The sequence below is a fragment of the Flavobacterium tiangeerense genome, assembly GCF_007830355.1.
In the GTDB taxonomy this organism is placed as follows: domain Bacteria; phylum Bacteroidota; class Bacteroidia; order Flavobacteriales; family Flavobacteriaceae; genus Flavobacterium; species Flavobacterium tiangeerense.
This window is the reverse complement of sequence record NZ_VLKO01000009.1, coordinates 57,399-71,765: the sequence shown is the minus strand read 5'-3', so window position 1 is coordinate 71,765 and position 14,367 is coordinate 57,399. Positions and strand designations below refer to the sequence as shown.

17 protein-coding genes and 2 tRNA genes are annotated in these 14,367 nt (G+C 33.4%); 11 read left to right on the top strand and 8 right to left on the bottom strand.

The features are described 5' to 3' along the window. The first annotated feature begins 94 nt into the window (after positions 1–94). From IQ05_RS11595 to IQ05_RS11550, 10 genes are all read left to right on the top strand, one after another. A complete protein-coding gene (locus IQ05_RS11595) occupies positions 95–1,480 on the top strand; it encodes a DUF1800 family protein (protein WP_144893129.1) in 1,386 nt (461 codons plus the stop codon). Positions 1,481–1,490: 10 nt separating this feature from the next. Then, entirely contained in the window at positions 1,491–2,660 is a 1,170-nt protein-coding gene (locus IQ05_RS11590; protein ID WP_144893127.1) for a DUF1501 domain-containing protein, read from the top strand. A 58-nt stretch (positions 2,661–2,718) separates the two neighbouring features. Continuing rightward, positions 2,719–3,615, top strand: coding sequence for an EamA family transporter (locus tag IQ05_RS11585; protein ID WP_144893125.1), 897 nt, complete (start codon positions 2,719–2,721; stop codon positions 3,613–3,615). A 68-nt stretch (positions 3,616–3,683) separates the two neighbouring features. Continuing rightward, a complete protein-coding gene (locus IQ05_RS11580; RefSeq protein WP_144893123.1) occupies positions 3,684–4,037 on the top strand; it encodes a DoxX family protein in 354 nt (117 codons plus the stop codon). 4 nt (positions 4,038–4,041) lie between these two features. Next, positions 4,042–4,650 carry an alpha-ketoglutarate-dependent dioxygenase AlkB family protein gene (locus IQ05_RS11575; RefSeq protein ID WP_144893121.1) on the top strand — a complete coding sequence of 203 codons (609 nt, stop codon included), beginning with the start codon at positions 4,042–4,044 and terminating at the stop codon, positions 4,648–4,650. Between the two features lie 298 nt (positions 4,651–4,948). Next, positions 4,949–5,227: a DUF2805 domain-containing protein gene (locus tag IQ05_RS11570; protein WP_086455130.1), complete on the top strand. Its 279-nt coding sequence runs from the start codon at positions 4,949–4,951 to the stop codon at positions 5,225–5,227. A 55-nt stretch (positions 5,228–5,282) separates the two neighbouring features. After that, positions 5,283–5,624: a hypothetical protein gene (locus tag IQ05_RS11565; RefSeq protein WP_144893119.1), complete on the top strand. Its 342-nt coding sequence runs from the start codon at positions 5,283–5,285 to the stop codon at positions 5,622–5,624. Continuing rightward, the gene (locus tag IQ05_RS11560) at positions 5,625–6,566 is read left to right on the top strand and encodes an alpha/beta hydrolase (protein ID WP_144893117.1); all 942 of its coding nucleotides are present in this window, start codon (positions 5,625–5,627) and stop codon (positions 6,564–6,566) included. A gap of 45 nt (positions 6,567–6,611) precedes the next feature. After that, positions 6,612–8,474 (top strand): M61 family metallopeptidase, encoded by a 1,863-nt coding sequence (locus tag IQ05_RS11555; RefSeq protein WP_144893115.1) that lies wholly within the window; start codon positions 6,612–6,614, stop codon positions 8,472–8,474. Positions 8,475–8,647: 173 nt separating this feature from the next. Further along, positions 8,648–9,358 (top strand): DUF4369 domain-containing protein, encoded by a 711-nt coding sequence (locus IQ05_RS11550; protein ID WP_144893113.1) that lies wholly within the window; start codon positions 8,648–8,650, stop codon positions 9,356–9,358. Positions 9,359–9,578: 220 nt separating this feature from the next. Here the strand turns inward: IQ05_RS11550 and IQ05_RS11545 are convergent, their stop codons facing one another. The 8 genes from IQ05_RS11545 to idi all read right to left on the bottom strand — a co-directional run bounded on the left by IQ05_RS11545 (position 9,579) and on the right by idi (position 13,369). After that, positions 9,579–10,040, bottom strand: coding sequence for a hypothetical protein (locus IQ05_RS11545; RefSeq protein WP_144893111.1), 462 nt, complete (start codon positions 10,038–10,040; stop codon positions 9,579–9,581). A 121-nt stretch (positions 10,041–10,161) separates the two neighbouring features. Further along, positions 10,162–10,235 (bottom strand) — tRNA-Thr (locus IQ05_RS11540). A gap of 149 nt (positions 10,236–10,384) precedes the next feature. Continuing rightward, positions 10,385–10,458: transfer RNA gene (locus IQ05_RS11535), tRNA-Thr, on the bottom strand. Positions 10,459–10,536: 78 nt separating this feature from the next. Further along, positions 10,537–10,803, bottom strand: a complete 267-nt coding sequence (locus tag IQ05_RS11530; RefSeq protein WP_144893109.1) for a hypothetical protein — start codon at positions 10,801–10,803, stop codon at positions 10,537–10,539. Between the two features lie 71 nt (positions 10,804–10,874). Next, entirely contained in the window at positions 10,875–11,834 is a 960-nt protein-coding gene (locus tag IQ05_RS11525) for a type I phosphomannose isomerase catalytic subunit (protein WP_144893107.1), read from the bottom strand. 96 nt (positions 11,835–11,930) lie between these two features. Further along, positions 11,931–12,392, bottom strand: coding sequence for a peroxiredoxin (locus IQ05_RS11520; protein WP_144893105.1), 462 nt, complete (start codon positions 12,390–12,392; stop codon positions 11,931–11,933). Continuing rightward, positions 12,389–12,799: a 6-pyruvoyl trahydropterin synthase family protein gene (locus IQ05_RS11515; protein WP_144893103.1), complete on the bottom strand. Its 411-nt coding sequence runs from the start codon at positions 12,797–12,799 to the stop codon at positions 12,389–12,391. The genes IQ05_RS11520 and IQ05_RS11515 overlap by 4 nt, the downstream gene beginning before the upstream one ends. A 12-nt stretch (positions 12,800–12,811) precedes the next feature. Next, positions 12,812–13,369 (bottom strand): isopentenyl-diphosphate Delta-isomerase, encoded by a 558-nt coding sequence (gene idi, locus IQ05_RS11510; protein WP_144893101.1) that lies wholly within the window; start codon positions 13,367–13,369, stop codon positions 12,812–12,814. Between the two features lie 383 nt (positions 13,370–13,752). Here idi and msrB point away from each other — a divergent pair, with 383 nt between their 5' ends. After that, complete coding sequence (gene msrB / locus IQ05_RS11505; RefSeq protein ID WP_144893099.1) at positions 13,753–14,313, top strand: peptide-methionine (R)-S-oxide reductase MsrB; 561 nt, start codon at positions 13,753–13,755, stop codon at positions 14,311–14,313. The last annotated feature ends 54 nt before the right edge of the window (positions 14,314–14,367 follow it).

Here is a 14,367-nt window from a genome sequence, read left to right as displayed (position 1 = left end):
ACAAAATTGACAATTTGATTTTTCTTATTAGTACATTAATGTTGTAAGGTTAAACCTTTTTTAGAACAACATGTCCTACTGTAAATAACTCTCTATGAACGCACAAACACTCTGGTCTTTACGACTTGGTTTTTCCTCAAAGCAAGCCGAAAAAATACAAACTATGGGAATTAATTCATTTCTAGAGGCTTCGTTTGCAACGTTACATGACCATAAAGTTCCTGATTTTATGGCAGACAGCCCAAAATCTATAACCGAATTACAACAATATAGAAAAAAACTTAAAGATGCCAGTCCAGAACAAATAAAGGAATTGCGTAAAAAGGAAGCACAAACTGCACTCGAATTGAAGAGTTGGTGGATTGATAAAATGCAAAACGAAACCTATCCGCTACGCGAAAAAATGACCTGTTTTTGGCACAATCATTTTGTATCAACACTGCAAAAAGTAAAGGTTAATTATTGGGTTTTTCAACACAATCAAATTCTTAGAGAAAACGCATTTGGAAATTTCAAAACTTTAACAAAAACGATTATTCAAAGCAATGCTATGGTGCGCTACCTTGACAATGTAGACAACAGAAAAGGCAAAATAAATGAAAATTTAAGTCGGGAATTACTAGAATTGTTTACTCTAGGTATTGAGAATTATACTGAAGCTGACATAAAAGGTGGCGCTAAAGGGCTTGCAGGGCTTGGACTAGGAGAAGACCAAGCAATATACCGAACCTTTTTTGAAGATAATGAGGCTTTTAGCTATCTAGGCAAAAAAGGAAGTTTTAAAATTGATGCGATGATAGACCTTATTTTTGAACAGTCTCAAATTCCTTATTTGTTGACTCGCAAAATTCTAAAATGGTTTATTTATGACACCCCAAATGAAGACTTAGTTACGTATTATGGAGACTATTTCAGAAAAATGAATTTTGAAATACAGCCCTTACTTTTAAAAATTTTTACCGAAGAGTATCCTAAACAAACGGCGGGCTCCAAAATAAAAAACCCACTAGAATTTAGCCTGCAAATATTTCACGAACTTGGAATCAAAAAGACAAATACAAAAATGATTGCACTTTTTTGTAAGCAACAAGGAATGGATTTGATGGACCAACCCAATGTAAAAGGATGGGATGGCGGAAATTCATGGTTAACATCCCAAGTGTACTTACAACGCAATAATGTAGCAGATTTACTTTGTAACGGAAAAAATTTAAACCGGAATTTTAATGCTGAAATGAAGGGAAATAAAAGTGCTGATAAAACGGTTAACCTCCAATTAAAATGGAATAAAACGGATACTAATAAAATGATCATCAATGCATTTGAAAACCAATTATTATTCCAGAATGATGATGTCATGCAGGCCGATTTTGAAAAAATATTGAAATATGATTTTGATAGTTCAATTGAAGGCTCACAATTTGCAGTACTAAGATTGGTAAATTTCATGATAAAAACTCCAGAATTCCAACTTATCTAAAGCTAGTATTATGAATAGAAGAAATTTTTTGAACTTAACAGGTACACTTACTGCAGGAACTCTGCTTTTACCTGATTTTTTATATTCTTTTGGGAAACAAAAAAGTATAATTACTGGAGAGCAATGTGTAGTTTTTATTCAACTCAACGGCGGTAATGACGGCCTTAACACGTTTATTCCGTATCAGGATATGATGTATTATGACTTTCGTCCAAAAATTGCAATTTCAAAAAATGAAATAATCCAGTCAGCACAAGGAATGGGTTTTCATCCAGCTTTAAAAAACTTTGCACAAATGCAACAAAGCGGAGACTTAGCTGTAATCCAAAATGTTGGGTACCCAAATCCTGTAAAATCTCATTTTAGAAGTCAGGAAATTTGGCAAACAGCTCCTACAAATCAAGAGTTTTTAAATGACGGTTGGCTAGGACGTTTCCTAGATTTACAATGTAAGGATCACCAGCCTACAGCAGGGATAAACATTGATACTATTGACAACTTAGCGCTCAAAGGTGACGAACCTAATTCGATCACGGTAAAAGATCCAAACCGATTTCTTGCTGGAAACAAAATGGAGGTCAACACTAAACTAGCTATAAATCCACAATTAGACTTTGTTAGAAAAATAGCAAATTCTGTAGTTGAAGGTGCCGATGAGATACAAAATGCCCTAAAAAAAGGTGCTCCCGCCGAAGTAGTATACCCCAAAACAGGTTTGTCCAAAAATCTAGAATGGATGGCGCGCTTAATCAAAGGAAATCTAAACTCAAAAGTGTATTATACCTCACTGAACGGTTTTGATACGCATGATAACCAACTTATAATTCACAACAACAAACTTACAGAACTGAATGATGCTGTATTTAGTTTTTACCAAGACTTAAAGAAAGCGGAGTTGTTAGAGAACGTTACTATAGTAGTTTTTTCTGAATTTGGCCGACGCGTCAAAGACAATGGTAAAGGTACAGATCATGGAACTGCTGCACCTCTATTTGTCATTGGCGGAAGCAATAAAGGAAAAATAATTGGTAACAACCCTAATTTACAAGACTTAGACGGAGGAGATTTAAAACATGAAATCGATTTTAGGAGTGTATATGCATCGCTTTTACAACAAAAAATGGAGTTTGATCCCGTTAAAATTGGGATAAGAAACCCTGAATTAAAAGGACTTTTTTAAAAACGCTGTAAATCACTTTAAAAAACTATCTTTGCCCGCTTTTAAAAATTGAACAAAAATGATGAAAAATAGTATTTTAAAGGGAGTATTCCTTGTGGGACTCGGTGCTACTAGCTACGGAATGTTGGCTACGTTTGTAAAAATTGCTTACGGTGAAGGCTTTACAACTCCTGAGGTAACCATTGCACAATTCACCTATGGAATTTTAGGAATGCTACTAATAAATGCTTTTCAAAAATCAAAAAAAGGGACTGAGGTTGTAAAAGCATCTACAAAAAACATTACCCAATTAATGCTTGCCGGAACCTCACTAGGTATGACAAGTGTATTTTATTATTTAGCTGTAAAATACATACCGGTATCAATTGCTATTGTGCTATTGATGCAAACCGTTTGGATGGGTGTTATATTTGAAATGATTTTAGAAAAAAAAGCACCGTCAACACAAAAAATAATATCGGTTTTAATAGTTCTTGCAGGAACCGCCTTGGCTACAAATTTAATTGAAAGTACAGTAGAACTAGACTGGCGTGGTATCGTTTTAGGACTCTTGGCTGCCACTTCCTTCACTACAACTATGTTTACTGCAAATAGAGTTGCTACTCAAATTTCATCCGCACAACGCAGTCTTTATATGCTACTTGGCGGAGCGGTAATTGTAACTGGTTTTGCAATAGCTACACAAACAGGCGCCTTTAACTTTGATATTTTTCTTAAATGGGGTATTGTATTAGCGCTTTTTGGCACTATCATTCCACCTTTATTATTCAATGCTGGATTCCCACTTACAGGTATCGGACTAGGCAGTATTGTATCAGCATTGGAACTTCCTGTCTCTGTACTTATGGCCTATTTCTTATTGAGTGAACAAGTTAATAGCCTGCAATGGTTTGGAATTATTTTGATTATAATTGCTATTGTGATTATGAATATCAACTTCAAAAAGACTTTGTAAAGACTATTTGATTCTAAAGAGCTTTATTTTGAGGTTTTTTTTCTAAATTCGTTCTAAATACTTTTACTATGAATTTACCTTGGCATTTGTACGGAATGGCTTTTATATATTTTATTGCTGGAATAAACCATTTCAGGAATCCTAGATTGTACTTAAAAATCATTCCTCCCTATTTCCCAAACCCAAAAGCCCTTAATGCGATAAGCGGCGTTGCTGAGATTATTCTTGGCATAGCATTATGTATACCCCAGCTGTCAAGCGCAGCGGCATGGGGTGTAATTGCTTTGTTAATTGCCATTTTTCCTACTCATATTTACATGTATTTTGATCCTAAAGCAGGTATGGGATTACCAAAATGGGTATTGTTCCTGAGATTACCTTTGCAGTTTGCATTGATTTTTTGGGCCTACCAATACACCTAAAAGTATGGAATCCTTATTTGAAAATCAGGAACAACTGGTACAATTTCAGGTTCCAGATGCTGACATTACGTATTACCCTGCCTTTTTTAATTTGGCTACAGCCAATGAAATCTTCCTAAGCTTAGTTCAAGATATCCCATGGCAACAAGATGACATTCGCGTTTTCGGAAAAGTTCACCCACAACCACGTTTGACTGCACTTTATGGAAATGAAGGAAAGCCCTACTCCTATTCTAATATTACCATGCTGCCACACCCTTGGAATCCGCTGTTACAAAAACTAAAAAAACAAGTAGAGGCTGCTGCTGATACTATTTTCACAACCGTTCTTTTAAATCAATATCGAGATGGAAAAGACAGTAACGGCTGGCATGCTGATAACGAAAAAGAACTGGGAATCAATCCTATAATTGCCTCATTGAGTTTTGGTGCAATACGTAATTTCCAAATGAAGCACAATCATTTAAAGGATCAAAAACTAAACCTTTTACTAGAACACGGGAGTTTACTGATCATGAAAGGAAGTACACAACATTTCTGGAAACATCAAATTCCAAAAACTGCAAAACCTGTAGAACCTAGAATCAACCTCACTTTTAGGGTAATTATCTAAGTATTATACTCCTTATATTTCATGCATTTGAATCACGCAATTCTTTATACTCTAGTAGTACTAATTTGAGATGATTTAGGAAATACGTAACTACGGATTTGGCGTACAAAGTTTTTGTACTACTCTTGAAATAACATTAAAAAACTAACAACAAATAATACTTTAAAAAAATATTTAGGAAACAAGAAAAAAAATGCAGTTTTGATAAAATCCAATTGATTTTTTTCTTAATATTGATAACAAATTAGAGATTTACATTATTAACCATTTACAACTTATTTGAATTAATTTTCACGTGATGAAAAAGAGTAACCGAAAAGAATTAAACTGGGAGCAAACAGAAAAACTTGTTACAATGGCTTTAGAAGAAAAAAATCCTTTTGAAATCATTAAAAAAGAATTTGGCTTAGCAGAAAAAGAGATTCTCGAAATCATGAAAAAGAAAATGCCTGCTGAAAAATTCGAAATGTGGAAAAAGAAAGCTGTCGCAAATAAACCAAAACCAAAACCTTTGAAAATTGATGATTTTGACGAAGATTTGGATGGTAAATATTATATAAAAAACAAATTAGATTAAAACACGAAACTCCTGATTTACGGGAGTTTTTTTGTTTGCTTACAATTCAAAAAATATGGTAGCAATTACAACAATCAACGAAACCATTTCATTCGAAATCATGGGTTGGCACAAAATATGGTCGCTCCAAAATAAACTAAGTATCCCTAAAGAAAAAATAATAAAGGCGTATCAAGACGAATCAGAATTTACATTTTGGAAAGGTCTCAGAATTCCTGGAACAGAAATTCCTAGATTAATTACAGCGGGTACTTTTTATAAAAACGGAAGGAATTTTTGGGATGTATCCAATAAAAAAAACGCCAGTGTTATCACATTACGAGATCATTATTTCAAAAAATTAATCATTGAAGTAGAAAATCCTGAAGCGGTGCTACAACAAATAAACACACCTTAAATGAAAATCATTTACACTTTTGTTTTTATAACGCTAACGGCATGGTGTCATGCTCAAAATAAAAACTTCACAACCAAAGAAGTTGCTATCAACCCGTTGCTAAAGGGAACGTTATATGCACCTAATGAAAGTTCAAAAAAGAAAACTCTTGTAATAGTTATTGCAGGTTCAGGTCCAACAGATAGGGATGGGAACCAAAGAAATCTTGTCAATAATTCCCTGAAATTTCTGTGCGAAGGTGTAGCCTCCCGTGATATTCATGCTTTTAGCTACGACAAAAGGATGTTTGCTCTGGCTCAAGCAGGAAATCTAAACGAAGCTTCCTTATCTTTTGAAGACTTTATCACTGATGCAAAAGAAGTGGTACAGTTTTTTAAAAATCAAAAAATCTATAAAAAAATATTTGTCATCGGTCACAGTGAAGGAGCATTAATCGGGTTAGTTGCTGCAAGTCAAAACACAGACGCCTACATTTCAATAGCTGGTGCAGGACGGGGTATTGACGCTGTACTTCTGGAACAAATAGCCCTACAAGCACCTTCTTTAAAAGACGAAGTCAAGCAAAATTTAGAAATCCTAAAAACTGGCAAAACATTTGAACTCAAAAACCAAATGCTTGCTTCCATCTTTAGACCAAGCGTGCAACCCTACATGATTTCGTGGTTAAAGTACCAGCCACAAGAAGAAATAAAAAAACTACAAATACCCATATTAATCATCAACGGTACCAAAGATTTACAAGTAAGTGTAGCAGACGCACAACTGCTTCAGCAAGCTAAACCAACTGCTAAACTCGTAATCATAAACAATATGAATCATGTATTTAAAGACATTTCAGGTGATGATTCAGCGAACAAGGCTTCCTATAATAATCCTGAATTACCCAACTCATCTCAACTACTAGATGAAATAATTTCTTTTATTAAAAATTTAAATATGTAACAAATACAGCTGTAAGCCGACTTACTTTAAAATAAAATCTATTCCATGAAAAAAATACTATATTCCTTAGCAGTTGTATCAATGCTGTGGAGTTGTAAAACAACAAGCACAACAGCAACGTCTTCTGTAAAAGAAGAAGTTAATGTAACAATTGACATTAACAATGTAAAAGAGGACAAGGTGTTAGTAACTGTTGTTGCTCCAAAAATAAAAACAAACGAAATCACATACAGTGTCCCAAAAATAATCCCAGGTACCTACTCCATAGATGATTATGGAAAATACATGGAAGATTTCAAAGCATTTGATAGCAAAGGCGGACAACTTACCGTTACTAAAACAGATGACAACACTTGGAACATTCAAAACGCAACTACATTAAGTAAAATAACATACCTTGTTAATGATACTTTTGATACTGAAAAAGGTGGTGGTTTTGGTAAAAATGATGTTTTCTCTCCAGCAGGAACAAATATTGATGCCGGTAAAAACTTCATGCTGAACATGCACGGTTTTGTAGGTTATTTTGAAAATAAAAAAGACATACCATACACCGTTACGGTCTCACATCCTGAAACATTGTGGGGCGCTACATCCATGAAAGATCTTGACGTAAGTACCTCAACAGACGTATTTAGCACCCCTAGATACTCAGAACTTGTAGAAAACCCAATCATGTATGCGAAACCGGATTATACTACATTTACTGTTGATGGGATGGAAATATTGATTAGTGTTTTTTCACCAAATGGAAAAGTGACCGCAGAAAGTATTACTCCGGATATGAAAACCATGATGATTGCTCAAAAAACATTTTTAGGGAAAATAAATGCTACAAAAAAATACACTGTATTGCTGTACTTATCAAGCATGACCCCTACAGATGCAAAAGGTTTTGGCGCATTAGAACATCCTACAGCAACCACGGTAGTACTGCCAGAAGCAATGCCTAAAGCTGAGCTCGTAAATGCAATGAAAGATGTAGTTTCACATGAATTTTTTCACATTGTAACTCCGTTAACAATTCACTCTAAAGAAATTCACTATTTTGATTTTAATAGCCCAAAAATGTCCGAACATTTATGGATGTATGAAGGCATTACAGAATATTTTGCAAACCTTTTCCAAATCAATCAAGGTTTGATTACTGAAGAAGAATTTTACACGCGAATGGCTGAAAAAATTGAAAACTCAAAAAAACTAAACGACACCATGCCTTTCACAACCATGAGTGCCAATGTTTTGACAGAGCCTTACAAAGCACAATACTTAAACGTATATGAAAAAGGAGCACTTATAGGAATGTGTTTGGATATCATCATCAGAGAAAAAAGTAATGGTGAAAGAGGTATTCTAGATTTAATGCAGAAATTATCTGTGGAATATGGCGTTGCAAAACCATTTAATGACAAAGAACTTTTTGACAAAATAACTTCATTTACGTATCCTGAAGTAGGTGATTTCTTAAAGACTTATGTAGCAGGTCCTACTCCTATCCCTTATGAAGCTTTTCTAGCTAAAGTTGGTGTAGTAAAAAGTTCTGAAAAAGTTCCAGCAAATGTATTCCTTAAAGGTCAAGTTCCTTACATTACAGTAGACCAATCAACAAAGGAAATTAGTATCATCCCAAACATAGAACTTAATGTATTTTACAACACTTTAGGACTTGTAGGAGGTGACACCATTCTTGCCATCAATGATAAAGCATACTCACTTGCTAATATTTACGAAATGATAGCCGACAGCCAAAAATGGAAAGAGGACGATGCTGTTGCTGTAAAAATTAAACGCAACGGTGTAGAGCAAGTTATCAAAGGAAAAGTAAAATTACCTTATGAAGACAAAGAAGATCTCAAAGCTACTGATGTTTCTAAAAACGCCCTAAAACAAGCGTGGTTAAAAGGCTAATAATTTTAAATCAATATATAAAATCCTAATTTGAAAAAATTAGGATTTTTTTTGTAAAATAAAAAAAACACAACAGCATTTCAACAATTTTCTTTATTTTGCGCCCCAATAACAATAAAACCAAAACCGCTGTACAACACTTATAAACAGCACTATTTAATTACAATATCAATATGAAAAAAACAATATTTGCTCTTGTTACTCTAGCATTATTATCTTCTTGTAATAAAGAAGACGCAAAAGGCAACCTACACATTACAGGAAACATCAAAGGTTTAAAAAAAGGGACTCTATACTTGCAAAGAATAGTAGATACAACACTAGTTCCATTAGATACTATAAATATCGATGGAAATGCAGCCTTTGAAAGTCATATTAATCTAGAATCACCAGAAATGCTGTATTTATTCCTTGATAGAGGTGTAAGTAATTCATTAGATAACAACCTTTCCTTTTTTGCAGAACCAGGTAACATGACTATTGACACTAGTTTAGACAATTATTTAATGGATGCCAAAGTTACAGGGTCAAAAAACAATGAGGTATTTGAAGAATACAAATTAATAAAAACTCGTTTTAATGAAGAAAACTTGGAGTTAATCCAAAAGAAATTTAGCGCAATTAAAACCAAAAACAACAACAAAATTGACAGTTTAAGTGCTAAGCAAGATTCTAATCTGAAAAGAAGGTATTTATTTGCTACAAATTTTGCTTTAAATAATAGAGATTATGAAGTTGCTCCTTACATTGCCTTATCTGAAATATACGATATCAACTTAAAATACTTAGATACCATCCAAAAATCAATGTCACCTAAAGTTGCTCAATCTCTTTATGGAAAAAAGCTAACAAAATATGTAAGCTCATTGAAAAAACAAGAATAAACACAATCCGTTTTGAAACATTTTAAACTGCCCAAGAAGATATTTTTTGGGCAGTTTTTTTATGCTTTTCTTGAAATGTGTTTTAAAAAACCTCACTTGTAAATACTTAATACTAAAGTTTCCTAAAAAAGTGATGTCTTTATTTAAAGACAATGTTCTGCCTTTAATTGTAGTTGGTTCATAACATATAATGCAAGCTACAATATTGCAAAATGTTTGCTTAAAAGGATGAGAAGAGCCCCATAAACATCATTCCTACAAGAAGCAGTACGTATAATGAAAAAATTACCAAGGTCATAATTCCAATATATTTATAGTGTGATTTCAAATATCTAAATGAAAGGGTTAAAGCAGCCGTGTCACTATTTTTTATGGCCACTTTAGCATTTGAAGCAAATTTATTCAGGTAATAAATCGGAAAAAAATAAAGTGCTCCTATCAAAATATAAACGAATGCAACCCCTAAACCCATTGATGATTCTAAAAACCCCATTGAATTACTAGTACTACCTACAATTGCAAACGTTATTCCTAGAATTAAAGCAATCAAGACAATAAACCCTACGCCTATAAATCCTAGAATAGACAAATAATAAGCCCATTTTGCAGTTTCAGCTAATAAATCTTTGGCGGTTGTAGTAATTTGTAAATCGAAATTTTCAACGGTAGTTTGTTCTTCCATAATTAATCGGTGTTAGTGTTAGTTTTCAAATATAACAATAACAATCAATTTAAAAGAATATTATGTAAGTAATTATTGCCATAAAAAAACCACCTAATAAAAATTAGGTGGTTTATAGAAGAGCCGGCGGAGGGACTCGAACCCACGACCTGCTGATTACAAATCAGCTGCTCTAGCCAACTGAGCTACGCTGGCGACTCATTACGGGTGCAAATATAATGCTGTTTTTTAATTAAACAAATATTTTATTTAAATATATTTCAAATATCTTTCATCCTACTGCAACCTAGACATTTATTTATATTCCAAAAAAAAAAACCACCTAAAAAGGTGGTTTTACAATGAGCCGGCGGAGGGACTCGAACCCACGACCTGCTGATTACAAATCAGCTGCTCTAGCCAACTGAGCTACGCTGGCGTCTCATTTCGAGTGCAAATATAGAGATGAATTTGACTTATCCAAAATAATTTTGCACTTTTTTGTCAATTAATTTGACTACAATTCGTTGATTTTAGTAATCAATTGATTTGCAGTTTGTTCTAATTCTACATTGATTTGCTTGAAATGTGCTTTTTTGTTTTCAACATTTTTAGCATTTACTTTAGTAATCAAAACATCAAAAGCTGCAATAGCCTCATCAATTAAATTATTTGTTTCTGTAGTAGGTTTTCCTGTTGTAGAAATTTCATATAAATAAACTGCTTCAATAATATCACCTAAAACGTAATTGATGTCTTTCTTTAAATTTTTAACGTTTGCCATTTTTATTTTTTTAAAATTTGATTTTTAATTTGCGTTTGCAAAAGTACATATAATCTTTCTATTCCTGACTATTAAATGTAAATTTCTAAAATAGAAGCTTTTCCACTGATTACAAAAGCGCTTATGTATGCAGGAATCAATAGTGTGTCCCCTTTTTTATATTGGTATACTTTTTCATTTAGTTCTAAACTAAAATTGCCATCAACACACATGTATACTGTAAAGGATTCATTTGTTTTACTAATTGAAACCTCACCATCTAACGGCAAAAAATTAGTTGTAAAATAAGGACATCGAACCATTTCATTAGAAAGGTTAACCTCTTTTAAATAGTGTCTTTGAGTATCTACCCTATTGTAATTAATAGCATCCAAAGCTAAATCAACATGAAGCTCTCTTGTGTTTCCAGTAGCATCGACCCTATCAAAATCATAGATGCGATAGGTAATATCAGATGTTTGCTGTATCTCTGCAACCACCATTCCAGCTCCTATAGCATGTACAGTCCCTGTTTCTAAAAAGAAAACATCACCTACAAAAACCTTTTTTTGATCTAAAATAGAAAGCAAAGTTTTATTTTTCAAGCTAGAGACATATTCCCCTGCATTTGAATTATTTTTGAAACCAACAATAATTTTAGCGTCTTCATCAGCCTGCATAACATACCACATCTCTGTTTTTCCAAAAGATTGATGTCTAGCTTGCGCTAAAGCGTCATTAGGATGAACCTGAATGGACAGATCCTCTCGAGCATCTAAATATTTAAAAAGGAGCGGAAATTGAAGTCCGAATTTTTCATAAACTCGTGTTCCAAGAATTTCCTCAGGAAACTCTTCTAATAATGCCATCAACGATTTTCCTTTCCAAAATCCATTCGCAACCACACTTACATCACCAGCAACTGCTGATAGTTCCCAACTTTCACCAGTTATAGTAGACGTAATAGATTTTCCTAAAACGTTTTTTAACTTTTCACCACCCCAAATTCTTTCTTTGAGTATGGGTTCAAATTGTAAAGGATAAAACTGCATAACGAAAGGGTTTAGTTCTTATTAAAAATAACGCCAAAAAAAACTTTAGAAATTGTTCCTAAAGCCTATTTAAATGTAAAAATAAGAAAACTTTAGTTAAGGAACTAGTTTTTTTATCGCCTGTAATGCCTTAGGTATGTGTTTTGTTGCCAATACGCTATCAAAAACCATCTGGACAACACCTTGTTTATCTGTCACATACGTCACTCTTCCTGGTACTAAACCAAAAAGGCCAGTAGGTACTCCAAAACTTTTACGTATTGATTTATCACTATCTGATAGCAATATAAAAGGTAGTTTAAATTGCTTAGAAAATTTCTGGTGAGACGCTGTACTGTCACTACTTATCCCTATAACTTCGGCTCCTAAATCTTTAAAATCTTCATATTGATCTCTAAAACTGCAAGCTTGGGCAGTACATCCAGGTGTATTATCTTTTGGATAAAAATAAATCACTAAAGGCTTATGCCCTACAACACTTGCGCTGTCAAAGGTGTTGCCATCTGTATCAATAGCTGTAAAATGCGGAATTACATCTCCTACTTTTAATTCTTTCATTGTCCTTTATAGGTTACAAAGTTACGCGGTGTTTCATACAATACTACTTCCAAATCAAATTCGGGTTTGATTTTCTTTTTGATTTTATTCCAAATTACAACTACAATATTCTCAGCTGTGGGATTCAAATCTTTAAAATCTGGCACATCTAAATTTAAGTTTTTGTGATCAAATTGATTTTCAACTTCCTCTTTAATTATGTCACTTAAGAATTTTACGTCCATAACATAGCCTGTTTCTGGATCAATTTCACCTGTTACACTTACTATTAAATCGTAATTATGTCCGTGGAAATTGGGGTTATTGCACTTCCCAAACACGGCATCATTCTGTTCGAAAGTCCAATCCTTTCTATACAATCTATGTGCTGCATTAAAATGAGCTTTTCTGGAAATGGTAACTTTCATATTATATAGAAATTAGTTGTTTTTTATGTTGTGCGAAGTTAACGGGCTTTTATGTTCCTCAAGATAATGATAAAACTCGTCAAAAATAATTTTGAACCATACGGTATACAATTCAGGATTAACGACCATGTCTTTTTTCACGTCTTCAATTTTCATCCATTTCCAGCTTTCTACCTCATCCCTATTAATTACCGGAGTCTCATTGTAATACCCTATCATAACATGATCCAGCTCGTGTTCTGTTAACCCATTATCAAAAGGTGCTTTGTATATAAAATGAAACAACTCTTTCAGCTCAGTCACAAAACCCATTTCTTCATGCAATCTTCTTGTTCCAGCTTGAATATTAGTCTCTCCCTCTCTTTGATGACTACAACAGGTATTGGTCCACAATAATGGGGAATGGTATTTTTGATGTGCTCGTTGTTGTAGCATGATTTCATTTTGGCTATTTAAAACAAAAACAGAAAAGGCGCGATGCAAAACAGCTTTTTGATGCGCTTCTAGTTTTGGCATAAGCCCAATTTGTTCGTCGTGTTCATTGACTAAGATTACATTTTCTTCTGGCATGTTTGTATATTATGACTTCAAAAGTACGAAAAAAAATAATGGGATTAAGTGTTTAACATTCTGTTTCGAATTGTTCAATCTCATTTGAAAACATTTCTATTTAATTTAGTTAACAGAAAATTTCAATACTAAATCAAATACTTTATTTCATTTTTACAAATGGAACAAAACCTTATTAAACAAGTCATTGGAGCTGTTGTACAGTTAAATCACCATGCTATGCTATCAAATACCTATTCCATGAAAAACTTTTGTAATTTAAAATCTAAACTTTGTTTTTTAACGTAAATAACAAAAGTTAAATAACTTCTCAAAAGCGTTAATTTGTTAAAAACAAGATCGCTTAAGTCTTAAAATGAATTTATATTTGTAAAAAAGAAATCATGAAAAATACAGTCACTTTTTTTTGCGTCCTGTTCGCAATACCTCTTTTTATGTTTACTGCTTGTGCACAAAACACAGTCAAAAAACAACCTTTAAATAAAACCACTACAAGTGGAACAGTACTTTCAAAACCTGAAAATCCATATTATTCCAATACCGATACGGCAAAACTCAATGTTAGTAATGCCGAATGGAAAAAAGTTTTACCCGAAGATGTTTATGACGTTACGCGAAATGCAGACACCGAAAGACCTTTTACAGGAAAATATTGGAATACTGATGAGAAAGGAACGTATTATTGTGCCGCTTGTGGGAATAAATTGTTCCGATCTGGTGCTAAATTTTCTAGTAATTGCGGCTGGCCAAGTTTTTTTGAACAAGATAATAAGAACAGCGTAGTTTACAAAAATGATAATTCACTGGGAATGGAACGCATCGAAGCCCTTTGCGGACGATGTGATGGTCATTTAGGGCACCTTTTTGATGATGGTCCAGAGCCAACAGGTAAAAGATATTGTATGAACTCTATAGCTCTTGACTTTATTCCTGACAATAAATAAAGGAAAAAATAAAGCCCTATAGATTCTTTACAACCTCAAAAAAACCAGCTTGAA

Bases quoted from the DNA above. Each gene is read 5' to 3' on its own strand.
- IQ05_RS11520 (WP_144893105.1), bottom strand. From the start codon at position 12,392: ATGAAAGAATTAAAAGTAGGAGATGTAATTCCGCATTTTACAGCTATT.
- IQ05_RS11555 (WP_144893115.1), top strand. From the start codon at position 6,612: ATGAAAAAAATACTATATTCCTTAGCAGTTGTATCAATGCTGTGGAGT.
- IQ05_RS11560 (WP_144893117.1), top strand. From the start codon at position 5,625: ATGAAAATCATTTACACTTTTGTTTTTATAACGCTAACGGCATGGTGT.
- IQ05_RS11565 (WP_144893119.1), top strand. From the start codon at position 5,283: ATGGTAGCAATTACAACAATCAACGAAACCATTTCATTCGAAATCATG.
- IQ05_RS11575 (WP_144893121.1), top strand. From the start codon at position 4,042: ATGGAATCCTTATTTGAAAATCAGGAACAACTGGTACAATTTCAGGTT.
- IQ05_RS11525 (WP_144893107.1), bottom strand. From the start codon at position 11,834: ATGCAGTTTTATCCTTTACAATTTGAACCCATACTCAAAGAAAGAATT.
- IQ05_RS11545 (WP_144893111.1), bottom strand. From the start codon at position 10,040: ATGGAAGAACAAACTACCGTTGAAAATTTCGATTTACAAATTACTACA.
- idi (WP_144893101.1), bottom strand. From the start codon at position 13,369: ATGCCAGAAGAAAATGTAATCTTAGTCAATGAACACGACGAACAAATT.
- IQ05_RS11585 (WP_144893125.1), top strand. From the start codon at position 2,719: ATGATGAAAAATAGTATTTTAAAGGGAGTATTCCTTGTGGGACTCGGT.
- IQ05_RS11515 (WP_144893103.1), bottom strand. From the start codon at position 12,799: ATGAAAGTTACCATTTCCAGAAAAGCTCATTTTAATGCAGCACATAGA.
- msrB (WP_144893099.1), top strand. From the start codon at position 13,753: ATGAAAAATACAGTCACTTTTTTTTGCGTCCTGTTCGCAATACCTCTT.
- IQ05_RS11595 (WP_144893129.1), top strand. From the start codon at position 95: ATGAACGCACAAACACTCTGGTCTTTACGACTTGGTTTTTCCTCAAAG.
- IQ05_RS11550 (WP_144893113.1), top strand. From the start codon at position 8,648: ATGAAAAAAACAATATTTGCTCTTGTTACTCTAGCATTATTATCTTCT.
- IQ05_RS11580 (WP_144893123.1), top strand. From the start codon at position 3,684: ATGAATTTACCTTGGCATTTGTACGGAATGGCTTTTATATATTTTATT.
- IQ05_RS11570 (WP_086455130.1), top strand. From the start codon at position 4,949: ATGAAAAAGAGTAACCGAAAAGAATTAAACTGGGAGCAAACAGAAAAA.
- IQ05_RS11530 (WP_144893109.1), bottom strand. From the start codon at position 10,803: ATGGCAAACGTTAAAAATTTAAAGAAAGACATCAATTACGTTTTAGGT.
- IQ05_RS11590 (WP_144893127.1), top strand. From the start codon at position 1,491: ATGAATAGAAGAAATTTTTTGAACTTAACAGGTACACTTACTGCAGGA.